This is a genomic window from Streptomyces sp. HUAS MG56 (genome assembly GCF_058673395.1).
In genome coordinates this window covers 4631008-4650841 of record NZ_CM178722.1, presented here as the reverse complement: position 1 = coordinate 4650841, position 19834 = coordinate 4631008, and the positions used below count along the sequence as shown (strand labels likewise).

The window sequence follows — 19834 nt, the reverse complement described above, 5'->3', positions numbered from 1 at the left end:
GTTTCATAGTGTTTCGGTGGTCATAGCGTGAGGGAAACGCCCGGTTACATTCCGAACCCGGAAGCTAAGCCTCACAGCGCCGATGGTACTGCAGGGGGGACCCTGTGGGAGAGTAGGACGCCGCCGAACAAATTTTGGGAAAGGCCCACGCCATCAGGCGTGGGCCTTTCTGCGTTTCACCTACTTTTGTTCCCGAAGAACGGCGGGGCGGGCTCCTCTCAGAGCCGGCCCGCCGCTTTCAGAGCGAGATACGCGTCCGCCAGCGTCGGCGCCAGGTTTTCGGGGGTCGCGTCCACCACCGTCACCCCATGACGACGGAGCTGTCCTGCGGTGTTCCGACGCTCGCTCTGTGCCTGAGCCGCCGCCGCGGCCTCGTACACCGCCTCTGCGTTGCCCCGGGCCTTGCCCATGCGCGCGATGTGCGGGTCCGCCACCGAGGCGACCAGAACCGTGTGCCGTTGCGTGAGCTGCGGGAGCAGTGGGAGAAGGCCCTGTTCCATCGGGGCGGCGTCGAGTGCGGTGAGCAGGACGATCAAGGACCGGCGTGGCGCCGTACGGAGTGCCGTGGCGGTGAGGCCGCGTGCGTCCGTTTCGACGAGTTCCGGTTCGAGCGAGGCCATCGCGTGGACCAGGGACGGCAGGACGTCCCCTGCGGAGCGGCCCTGGACGAGGGCGCGTACCCGGCGGTCGTACGCCAGGAGCGCCACACGGTCGCCGGCCCGGGAGGCGAGCGCGGCGAGGAGCAGGGCCGCGTCCATGGAGGCGTCGAGGCGCGGGGCGTCGCCCACGCGGCCGGCGGAGGTGCGGCCGGTGTCCAGAACCAGCAGGATGTGCCGGTCGCGTTCCGGGCGCCAGGTGCGGACGGCGACGGCGGACTGCCGGGCGGTGGCTCGCCAGTCGATCGAGCGGGTGTCGTCGCCGGGAACGTACTCGCGCAGGCTGTCGAACTCGGTTCCCTCGCCGCGTGTCAGCACGCTGGTGCGGCCGTCCAGTTCACGCAATCGGGCGAGTTTCGACGGGAGATGCTTTCGGCTGGTGAACGGGGGCAGAACCCGTACAGTCCAGGGCAGCATGTGCGTGCCCTGGCGGGAGAACAGGCCGAGTGGGCCGTAGGAGCGGATCGTGACGCGGTCGGCCCGTCGGTCGCCGCGGCGTGTGGGGCGCAGTCGGGTCGTCACGCGCCTGCGCTCACCCGGGGGGACGGTCAGGCGGTGGCGGGAGGCCTCGATCTCGGTGCCGGGCTGCCAGCTGCTCGGTGGCCAGGCGTCCCGTAGCTGTGCCCGCAGGGGGCGGCGGGACGGGTTGGCGAGTGTGAGCGTGACGTCGGCGGTCTCGCCGAGGCGCGTGGAGGTGTCGCCGGAGCGGGTCAGGGCGAGACGTCGTACGGGGGCGGCGAGAGCGAAGTCGCAGGCGCAGGCCAGTGCCAGGGGGCCGTTGACCGCGAGGAGGCCTGTCCAGCCGGGTTCCAGGACGCCGACGGGGATCGAGCCGAGGGCCGCGAGCAGGGCGGCGCGTCCGGTGAGTGCCATCAGCGGGGGACCGGGACGTGGGCGAGGACGGCGTTGATGACGGAGTCGGCGGTAACGCCCTCCATCTCGGCCTCGGGGCGCAGTTGGACACGGTGGCGCAGAGTGGGCAGGGCGAGCGCCTTGACGTCGTCGGGGATGACGTAGTCGCGGCCGGTGAGCCACGCCCAGGCGCGCGAGGTGGCGAGGAGGGCCGTGGCCCCGCGCGGGGAGACGCCGAGGGTGAGCGAGGGCGACTCGCGGGTGGCGCGGCAGATGTCCACGACGTAGGCGGCGATCTCGGGGGAGACGGTCGTCTTGGCGACGGCTGCGCGGGCCGCGTCGAGGTCGGCGGGGCCGGCGACGGGGCGTACGCCGGCGGCGCGCAGGTCGCGCGGGTTGAAGCCGGAGGCGTGGCGGGTGAGGACGTCGATCTCGTCCTGGCGGGAGGGCAGAGGGATCGTCAGTTTGAGCAGGAAGCGGTCGAGTTGGGCTTCCGGGAGGGGATAGGTGCCCTCGTATTCGACGGGGTTCTGCGTCGCGGCGACCAGGAAGGGGTCGGGGAGCGGGCGTGGGGTGCCGTCGACCGTGACCTGGCGTTCCTCCATGGCTTCGAGGAGGGAGGACTGGGTCTTGGGCGGGGTGCGGTTGATCTCGTCCGCGAGGAGGAGGTTGGTGAAGACCGGGCCTTCCTGGAAGGAGAACTCGGCGGTGCGGGTGTCGTAGACGAGGGAGCCGGTGACGTCGCTCGGCATCAGGTCGGGGGTGAACTGGACGCGTTTGGTGTCGAGTTCGAGGGCCGAGGCGAGGGTGCGGACGAGGAGCGTCTTGGCGACTCCGGGGACTCCTTCGAGGAGGACGTGTCCGCGGCAGAGGAGGGCGACGACGAGGCCGGTCACGGCGGGGTCCTGGCCGACCACGGCTTTGGCGATCTCGGCGCGCAGGGCTTCCAGAGAGGCCCGGGCGGTGCCCGCGTCCCCGGTGGTCCCGGCGTTGTCAGTGGTCGGGTCCATCATGAATGGCGTACCTCTCTTTCGAGGGCGTCGAGTTGGTCGGTCAGTGCGATGAGGGCCGCGTCGTCGCGGGGCGGCGGTCCGAAGAGGAGGGGGTGCAGGGTCTGTCCGTCGCCGGAGCGGTGGGCGGCCAGGGCGGGTAGCAGGGCCTCGGGCGCGTGCGCCTGGGCGACGGGGACGCCGACGAGGGGGGCGAGCCGGGTGCGGGTGGCGGAGCGAAGAGCGGCGGCCGCGCGGTCGCGGGCGTCGGCTTTGCGGTAGAGGCGGGCGCGGCCTTCGGCGGTTTCGGAGGCGCGGATCGCGACGGGGAGTCTTTCGGGCACGAGGGGGCCGAAGCGGCGTGCCCGCCACAAGGCGGCGAGAGCGGCCGCGATGAAGAGCTGGAGCGTGCCCCAGAGCCAGCCCGAGGGGAGCAGGTCGAGGAAGTTCTTCTGGTCGCCGTCGTGGGCGGCCGAGGTGTCGGCGAGCGAGGGGAGGTACCAGACCAGATGGGGGCGGGAGCCGAGGAGTTGGAGGGCGAGCGAGGCGTTGCCCTGCTTGTCGAGGCGGTCGTTGTAGAGGATGTCGGGGGCGCCGAGCACGACGGTGTCGCCCGTCCCGGATGCCGCGGGGATGCGCAGCAGGGTGGCGAGGCGTGCGCTGGGGTAGCAGCGTTCGGCGTCGAGGCGGGTGGTGGTGTAGCGGATGCCGCCGGTGTCTGCGCTGCCCGCGCGCCGGGCCTCTGGGAGGGCGCAGCCGGGGGCGAGAGTGTCACGGCTGCTGGTGGTGGGGTCCGCGGTGACCCCGGGCGCGAGCCGCTCGATGGACCAGCTGCCGGCTGCGACCAGGACGGCGCGTCCGCCGGAGGTCGCGGTCGCCTGGTGCAACTGCTCCTGTTGGCGGGTCGTCAGCAGGTCGGGTACGGCGACCAGGAGGGTGGTGTCCGGGCCGGTGGCGGCTCGCGCCTGGCCGAGGGTGGTGACCACGCGGGTGGAAATGCCGCGGTCGGCGAGGAGTTGGGCGACGGCGCGGCTGCCGTAGGGGTCGGCGGAGCGCGGGTCCAGTTCGCCGTGCCGGGCGGTGGAGCGTACGGCGGCCATGGCGATGGCCGCCGCGAGGAGCAGGACGACGGCGAGCGTGATGCCTCGCGCGCGGGTCCACACCTGGCGGGCGGTGGGCGCTGTGGAGGTGGTCGGCGCGGAGGCCTCGGCGGTCACCGGGCCGCCCCTTGGCGGGCGTTGTGGGCTGTGCTCACGGCGCTGTGGGCGAGGGCGGGCCTGGTGCGTTCCAGGTCGCGGTCGAGTTCGGCGATGCGTTGGTACGACTGCTCGTTCCCGCTGCGCCCGCCGTATGTGATGTCGTCGAACTCCCGTGCCGCGGAGGCGAGTCGGTCCGTGTGTGCCGGGAGTGTGCGGCCGGCTTCGGTGGCCGCTTCGTCGGCGGTGCGGCCGGGGCGGACGTCGAGCAGGGCCCGTTCCTCCAGGGAGCGGACGATGGCCCGCATGCGTTCCTGGACGGCCTGGTTCCAGTGGCCCTGGGCCGCGTGTGCCTCGCCGGCCGCGCGGTGTTCGGCGGCGCTGCGGGGGCGGTCGTCGAACAGGACGGCGGTGGAGGCGGGTTGGCGGCGCGGGGTGCCCAGGCGCCACCACAGGGCGGCCAGGACGGCGACGATGAACAGGATCACGACGACCAGGCCGAGCGTGCCGCCGGGTGTCGCGGAGGCGGCCGAGCCGAGCAGCCGGTCGAGCCAGTCCCAGAACGCGTTCAGGGCGCGCTGGAACAGGCCGGGTTCGTTCTCGTGGTACATGCGCTTGGACAGTTCGCGCCGAGCCGCCTCTCGCGCGGGGTCGCGTGAGAGGGTCACCGGCGGTTTGCCGCCCGAGCCGCCTGCTGCGCGGACGGCCGTGTCCGACGCGCGCAGCAGGCCGCGTACGACCGTGTTGCCGACGCCGGCCGGGGCCGCCGCCGTGAGAACTCCCCCCGTGAGACTCACCGCATCAGCTCCCCGGGACGGGACCGGGGGTGCCGGTGCCGTAGCCCTGGACACCGGCGGCGCGGGCCAGTTCGAGGTCGAGGGCCTCGCGGCGGATGCGCTGGTCGATGTAGAGGAGCACGGTGACGCCGGCGCTGATGGGGAGGGTGAGCGTGGCGCCGACCAGCGCGCCGATTCCTTGGACGATCAGGGTGGTCCAGCCGATGTGCCCGCCGTTGGCGCCGAGCAGGTCGTTCATGCCGTCACCGCTCGCGGCGGCCCCGATGAGGGTGAAGGGGATGGTCACGACGGCCGAGACGATGAGGGTGATGAGGAGGGTGAGCAGCATGATGCCGAAGATGCGCCACCAGGAGCCGCGCACGAGCTTCGCCGAGCGCTTCAGGGACTTCACGACGCCCTGCCGCTCCAGCATCAGGGCGGGGGCGGCGAGGTAGTAGCGGATCAGCAGCCACACGCCGATGATGGTGCCGCCGAGGAAGCCCAGGGCGAGCAGTGCCGCTCCGGCGTTGTCGCCGCCGCCGGCGATCAGGACGAGCAGGCCGGGCAGTGCCCCGGCGAAGATCGCGCCGACGAAGATCAGGGCCAGCAGGATGAGCAGCCCGAGCAGTTTCAGGATCTGAGGCCGGGCGTCGCGCCAGCTCTCCCGGGTGGTGACCGGCCGGCCGAGGACGGCCCGGCTGGTGATGGTGGTGAGCAGGGCGGTCGCGATGAGCATGGCGGCCGTGCGGATCACCGAGAGGACGCCGGTGCCGATCATGGTGTCGCGCAGGGCGTGGAGTGCTTCGGAGGGGGTGGCGTTGGGGTCGCTGACCGTGGTCTGGACGTCGTTCAGCACGAAGCCCTGCAGCAGGACCATGCTGACGTTCATGACCAGGGCGACGGTCAGCGAGATGCCGAGCACCGTGCGCCAGTAGGTGCGCATGGTGGAGACGGCGCCGTCGAGGATCTCGCCGACGCCGAGCGGGCGGAGCGGGATGACACCGGGCTTGGCCGCGGGCGGGGGGCCGCCCCAGCCGCCGCCCCAGGCTCCGTAGCCGCCGGGGGCGCCGTAGCCGGTGGGCGGGCCCGCGTAGCCGCCGCCGTAGCCGCCGGGGCCCGGTGTGCCGGGCTGCTGTCCGCCCCAGCCCGGGCCGGGCGGTGGGGGCGGCGGGGCCTGGTGCGGGCCGGGGGCACCGGTGGGGGCGGACCACTGGCCGGGCGGCGGCTGTTCCTTGGACCACTTCGCGCCTGGGCCCTGCGCGTCGGTGACCGGCTGCGGCGCGGGCTCGGCATCGGCGGGGCGGTCGGCGGGCTCGGCGGGGCCGGACACGCCGGGTTCCCGACCCTCGGACGACGGGGCGGATCCGGGCGAGGCCCAGCCCGGAGTGTCTGTCATCGAAGCTCCTTCTCGGTGCCGGTCCGCTGTCGCGGCGGCAGGTTGGCAGCCATCGTGCCATGGGGTGGTTGTCCCCGGACCTGCCGCGGTGGGCGCCGGACTCCTTCAATTGTCCGCGGGATCCGGGGCAGACTGATCACATGGCTGATCAGCAGGCGCGAAGCGACGGGGACAAGCGGTCGACCGAGATACCTGTGGTCCGATGGGAGGAACCACCCGAAGGTCCTGTGCTGGTCCTTCTCGATCAGACGCGGCTTCCGGCGGAGGAGGTCGAGCTGGTGTGCACGGACGCGCCGGCGCTGGTGGAGGCGATCCGTTCGCTCGCCGTGCGCGGGGCGCCGCTGCTCGGGATCGCCGGGGCGTACGGCGTCGCGCTCGCCGCCGCGCGGGGCTTCGACGTGGCCGAGGCGGCGCGGGCGCTGGAGGGCGCCCGGCCCACTGCGGTGAATCTGTCCGTCGGGGTGCGCCGGGTCGAGGCGGCGCACCGGGCGGCGCTGGCGAAGAGCGGCGATCCCGAAGCGGCGGCAGCCGCGGCGCTGGCCGCCGCGCGGACGCTGCACCGCGAGGATGCCGAGGCCAGCGCCCGGATGGCGGCGCACGGTCTGGCGCTGCTGGACGAGTTGCTGTCCGGCGGTGGGCACCGGATTCTCACCCATTGCAACACCGGTCCGCTGGTGTCGGGCGGGGAGGGCACGGCCTTCGCGGTGGCCCTCCAGGCGCACCGTGAGGGGCGGTTGCGGCGGTTGTGGGTGGACGAAACGCGTCCGTTGCTGCAAGGTGCTCGCCTGACGGCGTACGAAGCGGCACGCAGTGGCATGGCGTACACCTTGCTCACCGACAACGCGGCGGGTTCCCTGTTCGCGGCGGGTGAGGTGGACGCGGTGCTGATCGGGGCGGACCGCATCGCGGCCGACGGTTCGGTGGCGAACAAGGTGGGGAGCTATCCGCTCGCTGTGCTGGCGCGGTACCACCATGTGCCGTTCATCGTGGTGGCGCCGGTGACGACGATCGATCCGGACACTCCCGACGGGGCGTCCATCGAGGTCGAGCAGCGCCCCGGCTTTGAGGTGACGGAGATCACAGCACCCCAGGTGCCGGTGACGGGAGCGGGAGGCGGGATTCCGGTGGCACCCCTGGGGACCCAGGCGTACAACCCGGCGTTCGACGTGACGCCGCCCGAGCTGGTGACGGCCATCGTCACCGAGGGGGGAGCCGTTTCGCCCGTGACCGCCGAGGCTCTTGCGGAGCTGTGTGCGAGGTCACGCCAGGTAACGATTAGCTAATGGGATGATGTCGTTTATGAAGGGACGAGTCCTTGTCGTCGACGACGACACCGCACTGGCCGAGATGCTCGGCATCGTGCTGCGTGGTGAAGGTTTTGAGCCGTCTTTCGTAGCCGACGGCGACAAGGCGCTGGCCGCTTTCCGCGAGACCAAGCCCGATCTGGTGCTGCTCGACCTGATGCTGCCCGGACGGGACGGCATCGAGGTGTGCAGGCTGATCCGGGCGGAGTCCGGGGTGCCGATCGTGATGCTCACGGCGAAGAGCGACACCGTCGATGTCGTCGTGGGCCTGGAGTCGGGCGCCGATGACTACATCGTCAAGCCGTTCAAGCCGAAGGAGCTGGTGGCCCGGATCCGGGCGCGGCTGCGGAGGTCGGAGGAGCCGGCGCCGGAGCAGCTGACCATCGGTGACCTGGTCATCGACGTGGCCGGGCACTCGGTGAAGCGTGACGGGCAGTCGATCGCGCTGACCCCGCTGGAGTTCGACCTGCTGGTCGCGCTCGCGCGCAAGCCGTGGCAGGTGTTCACGCGCGAGGTGCTGCTCGAGCAGGTGTGGGGGTACCGGCACGCCGCCGACACGCGGCTGGTCAACGTGCATGTCCAGCGGCTGCGATCCAAGGTCGAGAAGGACCCGGAGCGGCCGGAGATCGTGGTGACCGTCCGTGGTGTCGGTTACAAGGCCGGACCGAGCTGACATGTCCGGGGACAGCGCCGCTTCGGCTCCCGGCCGGTCCGGGGCCCGTCAGGGGCGGCCTGTCGGCCGGAGCGCGGGTGCGCGGTTCGGGCGGCTCTTCGAGGGCGGGCTGCTCCAGGGCGGGGTCCAGGGCAGTCCGGTCCTGCGGCTGTTCCTGCGCTGGGTGCGCCGTCCGCTGCTGCCGGTGATGCGGCTGTGGCGGCGCAACATCCAGCTCAGGGTCGTCGCCACGACCCTGCTGATGTCGCTGGGCGTCGTCCTGCTGCTGGGCTTCGTCGTGATCGGGCAGGTGCGCAACGGCCTGCTGGACGCGAAGGTGAAGGCCTCGCAGAGCCAGGCCACCGGCGGGTTCGCGGTGGCCAAGCAGAAGGCGGACGAGGCGGCGAGCGGGACCGCCACGGGGACGAACGCGGCCCCCGCCACGGGCGACGGCACCTCGACCGCGGACGGGCGGCAGTCGCAGAACGTCATCCAGTGGATGAGTGACCTCGTGGAGTCGCTGTCCAGCGGTGGCGCGGGCGCCTTCGACGTGGTGACGCTGCCCGTCGGTGACGACAGCGGCGGCGGACGCAGCCCGCGCGGTTCCGGCAACGTCAACCCGACCTCCAGCGTGCCCGCGGACCTGCGCGAGCGGGTCAACAGCGGTACGACGGCCGCCCAGAGCTACACGCGGATCGTCTACTCCAACGGCAAGGACTCGCAGCCGGCGCTGGTCATCGGCAAGCAGGTCAACGACCCCAACGGGCGGCCGTACGAGCTGTACTACCTCTTCCCGCTCACGCAGGAGGAGAAGTCCCTCAGCCTGGTCAAGGGCACGCTCGCGACCGCCGGGCTGTTCGTCGTCGTGCTGCTCGGGGCCATCGCCTGGCTGGTGGTGCGGCAGGTCGTCACGCCGGTGCGGATGGCGGCCGGGATCGCCGAGCGGCTGTCCGCCGGGCGGTTGCAGGAGCGGATGAAGGTCACCGGCGAGGACGACATCGCGCGCCTCGGCGAGGCCTTCAACAAGATGGCGCAGAACCTCCAGGTGAAGATCCAGCAGCTGGAGGACCTGTCGCGGATGCAGCGTCGGTTCGTGTCGGACGTCTCGCACGAGCTGCGCACACCGCTGACCACCGTCAGGATGGCGGCCGACGTCATCCACGAGGCGCGTGAGGATTTCGACCCGGTGACCGCGCGGTCGGCCGAGCTGCTCGCCGACCAGCTGGACCGGTTCGAGTCGCTGCTGGCGGATCTGCTGGAGATCAGCCGGTTCGACGCGGGCGCGGCGGCGCTGGAGGCCGAGCCGATAGATCTCAGGGAGGTCGTCCGGCGCGTGGTCAGCGGTGCCGAGCCGCTCGCGGAGCGCAAGGGCACGCACATACGCGTGCTCGGCGACCAGCAGCCCGTGGTCGCCGAGGCGGACGCCCGCCGCGTGGAGCGCGTGCTGCGCAACCTCGTGGTCAACGCCGTCGAGCACGGCGAGGGCAGGGACGTCGTCGTCAAGCTCGCCTCGGCGGGCGGCGCGGTCGCCGTCGCGGTGCGCGACTACGGCGTCGGGCTCAAGCCGGGCGAGGCCACGCGTGTCTTCAGCCGGTTCTGGCGGGCGGACCCGGCACGCGCGCGTACCACCGGTGGTACGGGCCTCGGGCTGTCGATCGCCCTGGAGGACGCCAGGCTGCACGGCGGCTGGCTGCAGGCCTGGGGCGAGCCGGGGGGCGGCTCGCAGTTCCGGCTGACGCTGCCGAGGACCGCCGACGAGCCGCTGCGGGGCTCGCCGATACCGCTGGAGCCCAAGGACTCACGCCGTAACCGAGGCCTGGACGAGGCCGGGCTGCCCGGCGGGGGCGGGGAGAAGCGGGCCACGGTTCCGGTGCAGCAGGGCGGCGCCCAGGCGCCCGCGCTGCCGCCGCGCGCGCCGATCGCGCCGCGGCTGGCCGGGGCCACCCCGGCCGTCGGCCCGACGGCCCTGCCCGGCAACGGCAACGGTGCCCGTGTGGTGCCCCGCCCCAGCGGCGGTGCGCGGCGCCCGGACGAGGGGCCCGCCGCGGGATCCGCGGCCAGCGCGGATGCGGCCCGGCCGGATGCGGCCGCACCGGAGGACTCGACCCAGCCAGGGGAGGCATTTCGTGGCCGCTGACCGCAAGGGGGGCGCCCGGCAAAGACCCGGGCGCGCGGTGGCGTACGCCGCTCTGGGAGTCGTCCTGCTGGCGGGCTGTGCCTCGATGCCCGACAGCGGGGACCTGCGGAACGTGGAGTCCACGCCCCGGCAGGACACCGGGGTGCGGGTGTTCGCGATGCCGCCGGCCGAGGGCGCGGGTCCGGCCGAGATCATGCAGGGCTTCCTGGAGGCGCTGACCAGCGACGATCCCTCGTACGACACGGCTCGCAAGTATCTGTCGGACGACGCGGCGCGCAGGTGGCGCCCGGAGCGGTCGACCACGGTCCTCGCGAACGGGCCGAGCATCGAGACCGACTGCCGCGCGGGCGCCGGCCAGGAGCCGACCGACAGCGTCACCTGTGTCCTCGCGGGCACCCAGGTCGCGACCGTGGACGCGCAGCAGGCGTACGAGCCCACCGACGGCTCCTACCGCAAGAAGGTGCACCTCACGCGGAGCACCAAGACCGGACAGTGGCGCATCGACGGGCTGCCCGACGGCGTCGTGATGGGCAAGTCGGACTTCCAGCGCAACTACACGTCCGTCGACAAGTACTACTTCGCCTCGGACACGACGGGCGGGCCGAGCGGGCAGCCGGTGGCGGTGGCTGATCCGGTGTTCGTGCGCAGCAAGGTCGACGCGATGACGCAGATGGTCCGCTCGCTGCTGAACGGCCCGACCAGCTGGCTCGGCCCGGTCGTCAGGTCCGGGTTCCCGACCGGTACGGCCTTGCAGAAGGACGTGTCGGGGCTGGCGCCCGACGACCAGAACAGGCTGACGGTGCCGCTGAACCTCAAGGCGTCCCAGGTCACGCCGGGCAAGTGCACCGAGATGGCGACGCAGGTGCTGTTCACGCTGCGGAACCTGGCGCCGACGCTGGAGTCGGTCGAGCTGCAGGGCGCCGACGACCGCAGGCTGTGCGACCTGAGCGAGGAGCGCGCCGAGTCAGCCGCCTGGCACGGGTCGGCCAAGAGCCCGGAGTACCTGTACTTCCTCGACGGCAAGCACCGGTTGGTGCGGATGCCGACGGGGAGCACGGCTACCGGAGCGCTTCCGGTGCCGGGTGTGTTCGGTGAGAGCGACAAGGGCCTGGAGTCGGTTGCCGTCTCGCGCGACGAGCACAGTGCGGCCGGCGTCGGTGACGCCGGGAAGTCGTTGTACGTGACGTCGCTGGCCTCGGGCGGTTCGCTCGGCAACGCGCTGGTGACCAGCGCGGGCCCGACCGAGGGCGACCGGCTGACGGCACCGAGCTGGGACGCCCGCGGCGATCTGTGGGTGGCTGACCGGGACCCGCACCACGCGCGCCTGTACGTCGTGGAGCAGGGCGCCGCCAAGCCGCAGGAGGTCGCGGTCCCGGAGCTGTCCGGCCGGATCAAGGACGCCCGGGTGGCGGCCGACGGGGTACGGATCGCACTGGTCGTGGAGAAGAAGGACGGCGAGCAGTCCCTGCTCATCGGCCGGATCCAGCGCGACGACGGCACCGGACAGGGCACCTCGGTGGTGGAACTGCGTTCGGCGGCGCCGGACTTGGAGCAGGTCAGCGCCATGTCGTGGGCCGGGGACAGCAGGCTGCTCGCGGTGGGCCGGGAGCAGGGCGGCGTGTTGCAGATGCGGTACGTCCAGGTCGACGGCTCCACGCTGGACGGTCCGACGCCCGGTGCGCTCACCGGCGTCAAGGCCATCGCCGCGTCCGAGGACGAGCGGGTGCCGCTGGTGGCCTACTCCGAGGACGACGGGATCGTACGGCTGCCGTCCGGAGCGCAGTGGCAGAAGGTGGACAAGGACGGAACGGCACCGGTCTATCCGGGCTGACGGCCCTGCCGTCTGCGGGGCGGGCGCGGCCGCGGGCGCGCCGAGCGCGGCGTTCCGCACCTCTGTCCCGCACCCCTGTCATCTCCCTGTTCACTCGTATGGGTGATGGGCGTTGTGTGCTGCCCCGGGTTGTCCACAGGGCGTTGTCCACAGGGGTGGCAGGGCGGCTGCGGCGTTGGCACAGTGGTGGGCATGCGGGGGTGGTGGCGGAACCTCACCGACCTGGTGCTGCCGGCCGACTGCGCGGGCTGCGGAGCACCACGTACGGTGCTCTGCCCGCGGTGCCGGGCCGTGTTGGACGGGCGCGCGCCGCGGCGGGTGCGGCCGGTGCCGGAGCCGACCGGGTTGCCGGTGGTGTACGCGGCGGCTCCGTACGCGCAGGAGGTGCGGGAACTGCTGTTGGCGCACAAGGAGCGGGGCGCGCTGGCTCTTGCGGGAGTGCTGAGCGGGGCTCTGGCGGGGGCCGTGCGGGCGGGGCTCGGCGGGAGCGGCGGCGGTGCCCGCGACTGTCCGGACGCCGGAGGCACCGGCGGCCGGCCGGGCGGGGCCGCGGGTGAGCGGACGGTGGTGCTCGTCCCCGTGCCTTCCGCGCGGTGGGCCGTGCGGGCGCGCGGACACGATCCGGTCCGACGGATGGCGCTCGCGGCGGCCGGGGAGCTGCGGCGTGCCGGGACGCCGGCCCGGGTGGCGGCCGTACTGCGCCAGCGCCGGCCGGTGGCGGACCAGGCCGCACTCGACGCGCGACAGCGCCTGGAGAACCTCTCCGGCGCGCTGGAGGTGACGGCGGGCGGCGGCCGGCTGCTGGACGGGGGACGGGTCGTGCTCGTGGACGACCTGATCACCACCGGCGCCAGCCTCGCGGAGGCGGCGCGGGCACTGCGGGATACGGCCCTGTCGAGTCGAGAAGAGGGGCGCGGAGTGAGAACCTCCGTGTACGCGGCCGTAACTCGGGAAGGAAGGGAAGAACGACAGAGCGGAGCGCGGTCGGACCACGGGAAGTGGGTGCATGATGCACCGGAAAAGACGGCGTCGAACACCCTCGGGTACGCGCTCCGTGCGGCCGTGGTCGCCGCTCCTCGGGATTCTTTCGAAATAAACAGGAACTGACCGTCAACCTGCATCGTTGCAGGTGGCGAGAGGGGAATTTCACCTGAACGGAGGTACGCCGCAGTAGAGGGTGACGACATCCGTCCGGGCGAGATATGTTCGGTTGTGAGGAAAGGCGCAGGCCACACCTCTCATATCCGAATGCCGTGGCGCGGGTTTTCCGCAATCACCCGCGTCCATGGGGTGGAGATCTCGCCCATGGGGGAGGAGGAGGTGAAGTCACCGAGTCCGAGGTCCGGTGAGCACCGGACCTGGTGCAAAAGGGAGTTGCTCCGCCGACCGAGCGGAGCGATCCGGGAACGGAGTTCTGCGTGGACATCGTCGTCAAGGGCCGCAAGACCGAGGTGCCCGAGCGGTTCCGCAAGCACGTGGCCGAGAAGCTGAAGCTGGAGAAGATCCAGAAGCTCGACGGCAAGGTGATCAGCCTCGACGTCGAGGTGTCCAAGGAGCCCAACCCCCGACAGGCCGACCGCTGTGACCGGGTGGAGATCACCCTCCGCTCCCGCGGTCCGGTGATCCGGGCGGAAGCGGCGGCCAGCGACCCGTACGCGGCACTCGACCTGGCGGCGGAGAAGCTGGACGCCCGGCTGCGCAAGCAGCACGACAAGCGTTTCTCGCGGCGCGGCGCCCGCCGGATCTCGGCGGCCGAGGTTCCCGACCACGTCCCCGGCGCGGCGACGCTGAACGGCAACGGCCTGCCCGTCCACGAAGAAGACATGGACGGGGTACCGACGAAGAAGATCGGCTCGCTGGAGGTCAAGGGTGAGGGTCCCCTCATCGTCCGCGAGAAGACCCACGTCGCCTCACCGATGACCCTCGACCAGGCCCTCTACGAGATGGAGCTGGTCGGGCACGACTTCTACTTGTTCGTCGACGCCGAGACGAAGCAACCGAGCGTCGTCTACCGGCGCCACGCCTACGACTACGGCGTGATCCATCTCGACCAGGACCAGATGGTCGCTGAGGCGCAGGCCCCCGCGGCGGGGGGCACGCTGGGCGGCTGATCCACCCGGAAGAAGCGGAACCGGTGCCCCTGGCAGCGCGTGTGCGCCCCCAGGGGCACCGGTGTGCGACCAGTTCACGCCCCGCATGTCACCTCTGCGTCGCCCGGGCATGAAATCATGGCCGAACCGGCCCAACCGGTGGGCCGTTGCCTTGGGTTGGCGATGGCGCGGGACAACAGGCCACAGCCTTCAGGGGGAGGAACGATGGCGGACACCTTCGGACCGATGCGGGACGAAGACGCCGACGACGGTGTCATCGGCAGGGGCCCGGACGCGGGCTCCTCACGCAGGGAGCCGATCAGGGTCCTGGTCGTGGACGACCACGCCCTCTTCCGGCGGGGCCTGGAGATCGTGCTGGCGGCCGAGGAGGACATCCAGGTCATCGGCGAGGCCGGCGACGGCGCCGAGGCCGTGGAGAAGGCCGCCGACCTGCTGCCCGACATCGTGCTGATGGACGTCCGCATGCCCAAGCGGGGTGGAATCGAAGCCTGCACCTCCATCAAGGAGGTCGCCCCCAGCGCGAAGATCATCATGCTGACGATCAGCGACGAGGAGGCCGACCTCTACGACGCGATCAAGGCGGGGGCGACCGGATACCTCCTCAAGGAGATCTCCACCGACGAGGTGGCGACCGCCATTCGCGCGGTGGCCGACGGGCAGTCCCAGATCAGCCCGTCCATGGCGTCCAAGCTCCTCACCGAGTTCAAGTCGATGATCCAGCGCACCGACGAGCGACGGCTGGTGCCCGCGCCGCGGCTGACCGACCGGGAGCTGGAGGTCCTCAAGCTCGTCGCGACGGGGATGAACAACCGGGACATCGCCAAAGAGCTGTTCATCTCCGAGAACACCGTGAAGAACCACGTCCGCAACATCCTGGAGAAGCTCCAGCTGCACTCCAGGATGGAAGCGGTGGTCTACGCGATGCGGGAGAAGATCCTCGAGATCCGGTAGGGGACGACGGCGGCGGATCCGGCGGAGGTCAGCCGAGGGCGCGGGCGAGTTCCCTGACCAGGGGCTCGCGCAGCTCCGGCGTTGCCACACGCTCCACGCGGACGTCCGTGCAGTCCACCCAGCTCGCCGCCTCGACCAGGGCCTGTGCGACCGCCGGGACGGCCTTCAGCTCGTCCACAGTGACCTGCTTGGCCACCAGCGTGCGGCCCTCGCGGGCCGGATCCACCCGTCCGACCAGCCGGCCGCCCGCCAGCACCGGCATCGCGAAGTAGCCGTAGACCCGCTTCGGCTTGGGGACGTACGCCTCCAGGCGGTGGGTGAAGCCGAAGATCCGCTCCGTGCGCGCCCGCTCCCAGATCAGTGAGTCGAACGGCGACAGCAGCGTGGTCCGGTGCCGGCCGCGCGGCGGGGTCGCGAGGGCCGCCGGGTCGGCCCAGGCGGGCCTGCCCCAGCCCTCGACCTCGACCGGCACCAGGCCCGAGTCGGCGATCACCGCGTCGACCTGCTCGCCCTTGAGACGGTGGTAGTCGGCGATGTCCGCGCGCGTGCCCACGCCCAGGGACTCGCCGGCCAGCCGGACCAGGCGGCGCAGGCACTCGGTGTCGTCCAGCTCGTCGTGCAGCAGCGTGTCCGGGATCGCACGCTCGGCGAGGTCGTACACCCGCTTCCAGCCGCGCCGCTGGACGCAGACCACCTCGCCGTACATCAGCGCGCGCTCCACGGCGACCTTGGTGCCCGACCAGTCCCACCATTCGTTCGTCCTCTTCGCGCCGCCCAGCTCCGTGGAGGTCAGCGGGCCCTCCGCGCGCAGCTGCTTGATGACCTGGTCGTACGCGCCGTCGGGCAGATCGTGGTTCCAGTGCGGGCGATGACGGTAGGCGCGGCGGCGGAAGGCGAAGTGCGGCCACTCCTCGACCGGGAGGATGCACGCCGCGTGCGACCAGTACTCGAAGGCGTGCGTGTCGTGCCAGTAGGCCGATTCGACCGCCTTGCGGCCGACGGCACCCAGGCGGGCGTAGGGCACGAGTTCGTGGGAGCGGGCCAGGACCGAGATCGTGTCGAGCTGGACCGCGCCGAGGTGGCGCAGCACCCCGCGGACACCGGCCCGCCGGTCGGGCGCGCCGAGGAAGCCCTGGGCCCGCAGGGCGATGCGGCGGGCGTCGTCCGCGGTGAGGGAGGTGGTCGGGCGCGGAAGGGTCGTCATGCCCCGGACCCTAGAGGCTGCCACTGACAATCCGTGCTGAGCTGGGCGTTCGCCCCGGGCGGCTCAGCTGCGGGCCGGCAGGTACGGCGCCGTGGAGGGCAGGCCCAGGTCCGAGGGGAGCAGCGAGCCGACCCAGCAGTCCCGCCGTACCCCCTTGTTGTTCACCGCGGAGCGCAGGGTGCCCTCGATGGTGAAGCCCGCGCGCTCGGCCACCGCACGGGAGGGGTGGTTGCCGACCTCGGCGCGCCATTCGACCCGGTCGACACCGACCGCGGTGAAGATCCACCGGCAGGCCGCGAGCGTGGCCTCGGTGACGTAGCCGCGCCCGCGGTGCTCCGCCGTTCCCCAGAAGCCGACCTCCGCCACGCCGAGCGAACGCATGGTGAGACCGAGCATTCCGGCGAGTTCCCCGCCCGGCAGGAAGACGCCGAAGGTGAACATCGAACCCTGCTCCCAGCCCTCGGGGACCAGCTGCTGGGTGAAACTGCCCGCGTGCTCGGGCAGGTAGGGGGAGGGGACGGTGGTCCAGCGCTGGATGCCGGGGTCCTGGGCGGCCTCGTAGACCGCCTGGGTGTCGTGCGGGCCGACCGTGCGCAGGACCAGGCGGTCCGTGGTGAGAGTGACGGGTTCCATCGACCGATTGTGCTGGGCGTCCCGCGCGCGGGCCATCGTTTTTCGCTATGCGTGAGCACGTGATCACATTTCGCGCAATTCCTCGCTCCGATGCGGCACTATCCCCGTGCCCCGTCCGTTGTCCTGGATGAGGCAAGCCGTCGGGCCGCCAGGCCTCCCGGCCCAGCCGCGTCCTCGCATACGATGGCCGTTGCTCAGTACGTCCAATGGAAACCGACCGTCCCAGGCCCGACCGGCAAGGAGACATACCCCCGTGTCCGTCCTCTCGAAGATCATGCGTGCAGGCGAAGGCAAGATCCTGCGCAAGCTGCACCGCATCGCGGACCAGGTCAACTCCATCGAAGAGGACTTCGTCGACCTCTCCGACGCCGAGCTGCGGGCCCTCACCGAGGAGTACAAGCAGCGGTACGCCGACGGTGAGAGCCTGGACGACCTGCTCCCCGAGGCGTTCGCCACCGTCCGCGAGGCCGCCAAGCGCGTGCTCGGCCAGCGGCACTACGACGTGCAGATGATGGGTGGCGCCGCCCTCCACCTCGGCTACGTGGCCGAGATGAAGACCGGCGAGGGCAAGACCCTCGTCGGCACGCTGCCCGCGTATCTGAACGCGCTGTCCGGCGACGGCGTCCACCTCATCACGGTCAACGACTACCTGGCCGAGCGCGACTCCGAGATGATGGGCCGCGTCCACAAGTTCCTGGGCCTGACCGTCGGTTGCATCCTCGCCAACATGACGCCGGCCCAGCGCCGCGAGCAGTACGAATGCGACATCACGTACGGCACGAACAACGAGTTCGGCTTCGACTACCTGCGCGACAACATGGCGTGGTCGAAGGACGAGCTGGTGCAGCGCGGCCACAACTTCGCCATCGTCGACGAGGTCGACTCCATCCTGGTCGACGAGGCCCGTACGCCGCTGATCATCTCCGGCCCGGCCGACCAGGCCACCAAGTGGTACGGCGACTTCGCCAAGCTCGTCACGCGCCTGAAGAAGGGCGAGGCCGGCAACCCGCTCAAGGGCGTCGAGGAGACCGGCGACTACGACGTCGACGAGAAGAAGCGCACCGTCGCCATCCACGAGAACGGCGTCAGCAAGGTCGAGGACTGGCTGGGCATCGACAACCTCTACGAGTCGGTGAACACCCCGCTGGTGGGCTACCTGAACAACGCCATCAAGGCGAAGGAACTGTTCAAGAAGGACAAGGACTACGTCGTCATCGACGGCGAGGTCATGATCGTCGACGAGCACACGGGCCGTATCCTCGCCGGCCGCCGCTACAACGAGGGCATGCACCAGGCGATCGAGGCGAAGGAGGGGGTGGACATCAAGGACGAGAACCAGACGCTCGCCACGATCACCCTCCAGAACTTCTTCCGCCTCTACTCGAAGCTCTCCGGCATGACCGGTACGGCGATGACCGAGGCCGCCGAGTTCCACCAGATCTACAAGCTCGGCGTGGTCCCGATTCCGACCAACAGGCCGATGGTCCGCAAGGACCAGTCGGACCTGATCTACCGCACCGAGGTCGCCAAGTTCGAGGCGGTCGTCGACGACATCGCGGAGAAGCACGAGAAGGGCCAGCCGATCCTCGTCGGCACGACCTCCGTCGAGAAGTCGGAGTACCTCTCGCAGCAGCTCTCCAAGCGCGGCATCCAGCACGAGGTGCTCAACGCCAAGCAGCACGAGCGCGAGGCGTCGATCGTCGCGCAGGCCGGCCGCAAGGGCGCCGTGACCGTGGCGACCAACATGGCCGGCCGTGGTACGGACATCAAGCTCGGCGGCAACCCCGAGGACCTCGCCGAGGCGGAGCTGCGCCAGCGCGGCCTCGACCCCGAGGAGCACATCGAGGAGTGGGCGCAGGCGCTGCCCGCCGCCCTGGAGAAGGCCGAGCAGGCGGTCAAGGCCGAGAAGGACGAGGTCGAGGACCTCGGCGGGCTGTACGTCCTCGGCACCGAGCGGCACGAGTCGCGCCGTATCGACAACCAGCTGCGCGGTCGTTCCGGCCGTCAGGGCGACCCGGGCGAGTCCCGGTTCTACCTCTCCCTCGGTGACGACCTGATGCGCCTGTTCAAGGCCCAGATGGTCGAGCGCGTGATGTCCATGGCGAACGTGCCGGACGACGTGCCGATCGAGAACAAGATGGTCACGCGCGCGATCGCGTCCGCGCAGTCGCAGGTCGAGCAGCAGAACTTCGAGACCCGTAAGAACGTCCTGAAGTACGACGAGGTGCTCAACCGGCAGCGCGAGGTCATCTACGGCGAGCGCCGCCGCGTGCTGGAGGGCGAGGACCTGCACGAGCAGGTCCAGCACTTCATGAACGACACGATCGACGCGTACGTCAGCGCGGAGACCGCCGAGGGCTTCCCGGAGGACTGGGACCTGGACCGGCTGTGGGGTGCCTTCAAGCAGCTCTACCCGGTGAAGGTCGACATCGACGAGCTGGAGGAGGCCGCCGGCGACCGGGCCGGTCTGACGGCCGAGTTCATCTCCGAGTCCGTCAAGGAGGACATCCACGAGCAGTACGAGTCCCGGGAGGCGCAGCTCGGCTCCGAGATCATGCGGGAGCTGGAGCGCCGGGTCGTGCTGTCGGTCCTCGACCGCAAGTGGCGCGAGCACCTCTACGAGATGGACTACCTCCAGGAGGGCATCGGCCTGCGCGCGATGGCGCAGAAGGACCCGCTGGTCGAGTACCAGCGCGAGGGCTTCGACATGTTCACCGCGATGATGGAGGGCATCAAGGAGGAGTCCGTCGGCTATCTGTTCAACCTGGAGGTCCAGGTCGAGCAGCAGGTCGAGGAGGTTCCCGTCGAGGCCGCCGAGCCGGTTGCCGAGGGCGTCCAGGACACGGTCCCGGCCCAGGCGGGGGCCCGTCCCGAGATCCGCGCGAAGGGTCTGGACGTGCCGCAGCGGCGGGATCTGCACTTCTCCGCGCCGACGGTGGACGGCGAGGGCGGTGTCGTCGAGCGCGACCTGGAGGACGACGAGCCGGTGCGGTCCGAGTCGGACGGCCTGACGCGTGCCGAGCGCCGTCGCCAGGCCAAGGGCGGACGGCGCCGCAAGAAGTGACGTGCGCGCGGTCGCAGAGCGGCTGAGCAGGGCCGGGCTCCCTCGGGGGAGCCCGGCCCTTCGCCGTGGTGCCGGCGGCGGG

15 protein-coding genes and 1 rRNA gene are annotated in these 19834 nt (G+C 71.4%); 9 read left to right on the top strand and 7 right to left on the bottom strand.

The genetic code is table 11. The annotated features are described in order from the left end of the window. The first annotated feature begins 12 nt into the window (after positions 1–12). Positions 13–129 (top strand): 5S ribosomal RNA (gene rrf / locus AC4OXY_RS22015). Positions 130–218: 89 nt separating this feature from the next. On the opposite strand, the gene AC4OXY_RS22010 is transcribed toward rrf, so the two are convergent. The 5 genes from AC4OXY_RS22010 to AC4OXY_RS21990 are packed head-to-tail and all read right to left on the bottom strand — an operon-like array spanning position 219 to position 5865. Next, positions 219–1529, bottom strand: coding sequence for a DUF58 domain-containing protein (locus tag AC4OXY_RS22010; RefSeq protein ID WP_491994485.1), 1311 nt, complete (start codon positions 1527–1529; stop codon positions 219–221). After that, entirely contained in the window at positions 1529–2518 is a 990-nt protein-coding gene (locus AC4OXY_RS22005) for an AAA family ATPase (protein WP_356031762.1), read from the bottom strand. Before AC4OXY_RS22005 ends, AC4OXY_RS22010 begins: the two co-directional genes overlap by 1 nt. Then, positions 2518–3714, bottom strand: coding sequence for a DUF4350 domain-containing protein (locus tag AC4OXY_RS22000; protein WP_491994484.1), 1197 nt, complete (start codon positions 3712–3714; stop codon positions 2518–2520). Before AC4OXY_RS22000 ends, AC4OXY_RS22005 begins: the two co-directional genes overlap by 1 nt. Further along, complete coding sequence (locus AC4OXY_RS21995) at positions 3711–4490, bottom strand: DUF4129 domain-containing protein (RefSeq protein WP_491994483.1); 780 nt, start codon at positions 4488–4490, stop codon at positions 3711–3713. The genes AC4OXY_RS22000 and AC4OXY_RS21995 overlap by 4 nt, the downstream gene beginning before the upstream one ends. A 4-nt stretch (positions 4491–4494) precedes the next feature. Continuing rightward, positions 4495–5865 (bottom strand): DUF7847 domain-containing protein, encoded by a 1371-nt coding sequence (locus tag AC4OXY_RS21990; protein WP_491994482.1) that lies wholly within the window; start codon positions 5863–5865, stop codon positions 4495–4497. Between the two features lie 140 nt (positions 5866–6005). Between AC4OXY_RS21990 and mtnA the strand changes: the two genes are divergently transcribed. The 7 genes from mtnA to AC4OXY_RS21955 all read left to right on the top strand — a co-directional run bounded on the left by mtnA (position 6006) and on the right by AC4OXY_RS21955 (position 14851). Next, positions 6006–7148 (top strand): S-methyl-5-thioribose-1-phosphate isomerase, encoded by a 1143-nt coding sequence (gene mtnA / locus AC4OXY_RS21985; RefSeq protein WP_491994481.1) that lies wholly within the window; start codon positions 6006–6008, stop codon positions 7146–7148. Between the two features lie 4 nt (positions 7149–7152). Then, positions 7153–7842, top strand: coding sequence for a two-component system response regulator MtrA (mtrA, locus tag AC4OXY_RS21980; RefSeq protein ID WP_191870552.1), 690 nt, complete (start codon positions 7153–7155; stop codon positions 7840–7842). Position 7843: 1 nt separating this feature from the next. After that, on the top strand, positions 7844–9958 hold the full coding sequence (gene mtrB, locus AC4OXY_RS21975) for an MtrAB system histidine kinase MtrB (protein ID WP_356031733.1): 2115 nt from the start codon (positions 7844–7846) through the stop codon (positions 9956–9958). Further along, entirely contained in the window at positions 9948–11789 is a 1842-nt protein-coding gene (locus tag AC4OXY_RS21970) for an LpqB family beta-propeller domain-containing protein (protein ID WP_491994480.1), read from the top strand. The genes mtrB and AC4OXY_RS21970 overlap by 11 nt, the downstream gene beginning before the upstream one ends. Positions 11790–11981: 192 nt before the next feature. Next, complete coding sequence (locus AC4OXY_RS21965) at positions 11982–12896, top strand: ComF family protein (protein WP_491994479.1); 915 nt, start codon at positions 11982–11984, stop codon at positions 12894–12896. A 311-nt stretch (positions 12897–13207) separates the two neighbouring features. After that, positions 13208–13900, top strand: a complete 693-nt coding sequence (hpf, locus tag AC4OXY_RS21960; protein ID WP_356031727.1) for a ribosome hibernation-promoting factor, HPF/YfiA family — start codon at positions 13208–13210, stop codon at positions 13898–13900. Between the two features lie 204 nt (positions 13901–14104). Further along, a complete protein-coding gene (locus AC4OXY_RS21955; RefSeq protein WP_356031725.1) occupies positions 14105–14851 on the top strand; it encodes a response regulator in 747 nt (248 codons plus the stop codon). A 28-nt stretch (positions 14852–14879) separates the two neighbouring features. Here the strand turns inward: AC4OXY_RS21955 and AC4OXY_RS21950 are convergent, their stop codons facing one another. Together AC4OXY_RS21950 and AC4OXY_RS21945 are read right to left on the bottom strand one after the other, a co-directional pair. Beyond that, positions 14880–16055, bottom strand: a complete 1176-nt coding sequence (locus tag AC4OXY_RS21950; protein ID WP_491994478.1) for a winged helix-turn-helix domain-containing protein — start codon at positions 16053–16055, stop codon at positions 14880–14882. Between the two features lie 63 nt (positions 16056–16118). Further along, complete coding sequence (locus tag AC4OXY_RS21945; RefSeq protein ID WP_491994477.1) at positions 16119–16688, bottom strand: GNAT family N-acetyltransferase; 570 nt, start codon at positions 16686–16688, stop codon at positions 16119–16121. Positions 16689–16941: 253 nt separating this feature from the next. Here AC4OXY_RS21945 and secA point away from each other — a divergent pair, with 253 nt between their 5' ends. Further along, positions 16942–19752 (top strand): preprotein translocase subunit SecA, encoded by a 2811-nt coding sequence (gene secA / locus AC4OXY_RS21940; protein ID WP_362823379.1) that lies wholly within the window; start codon positions 16942–16944, stop codon positions 19750–19752. Positions 19753–19834: the final 82 nt, after the last annotated feature.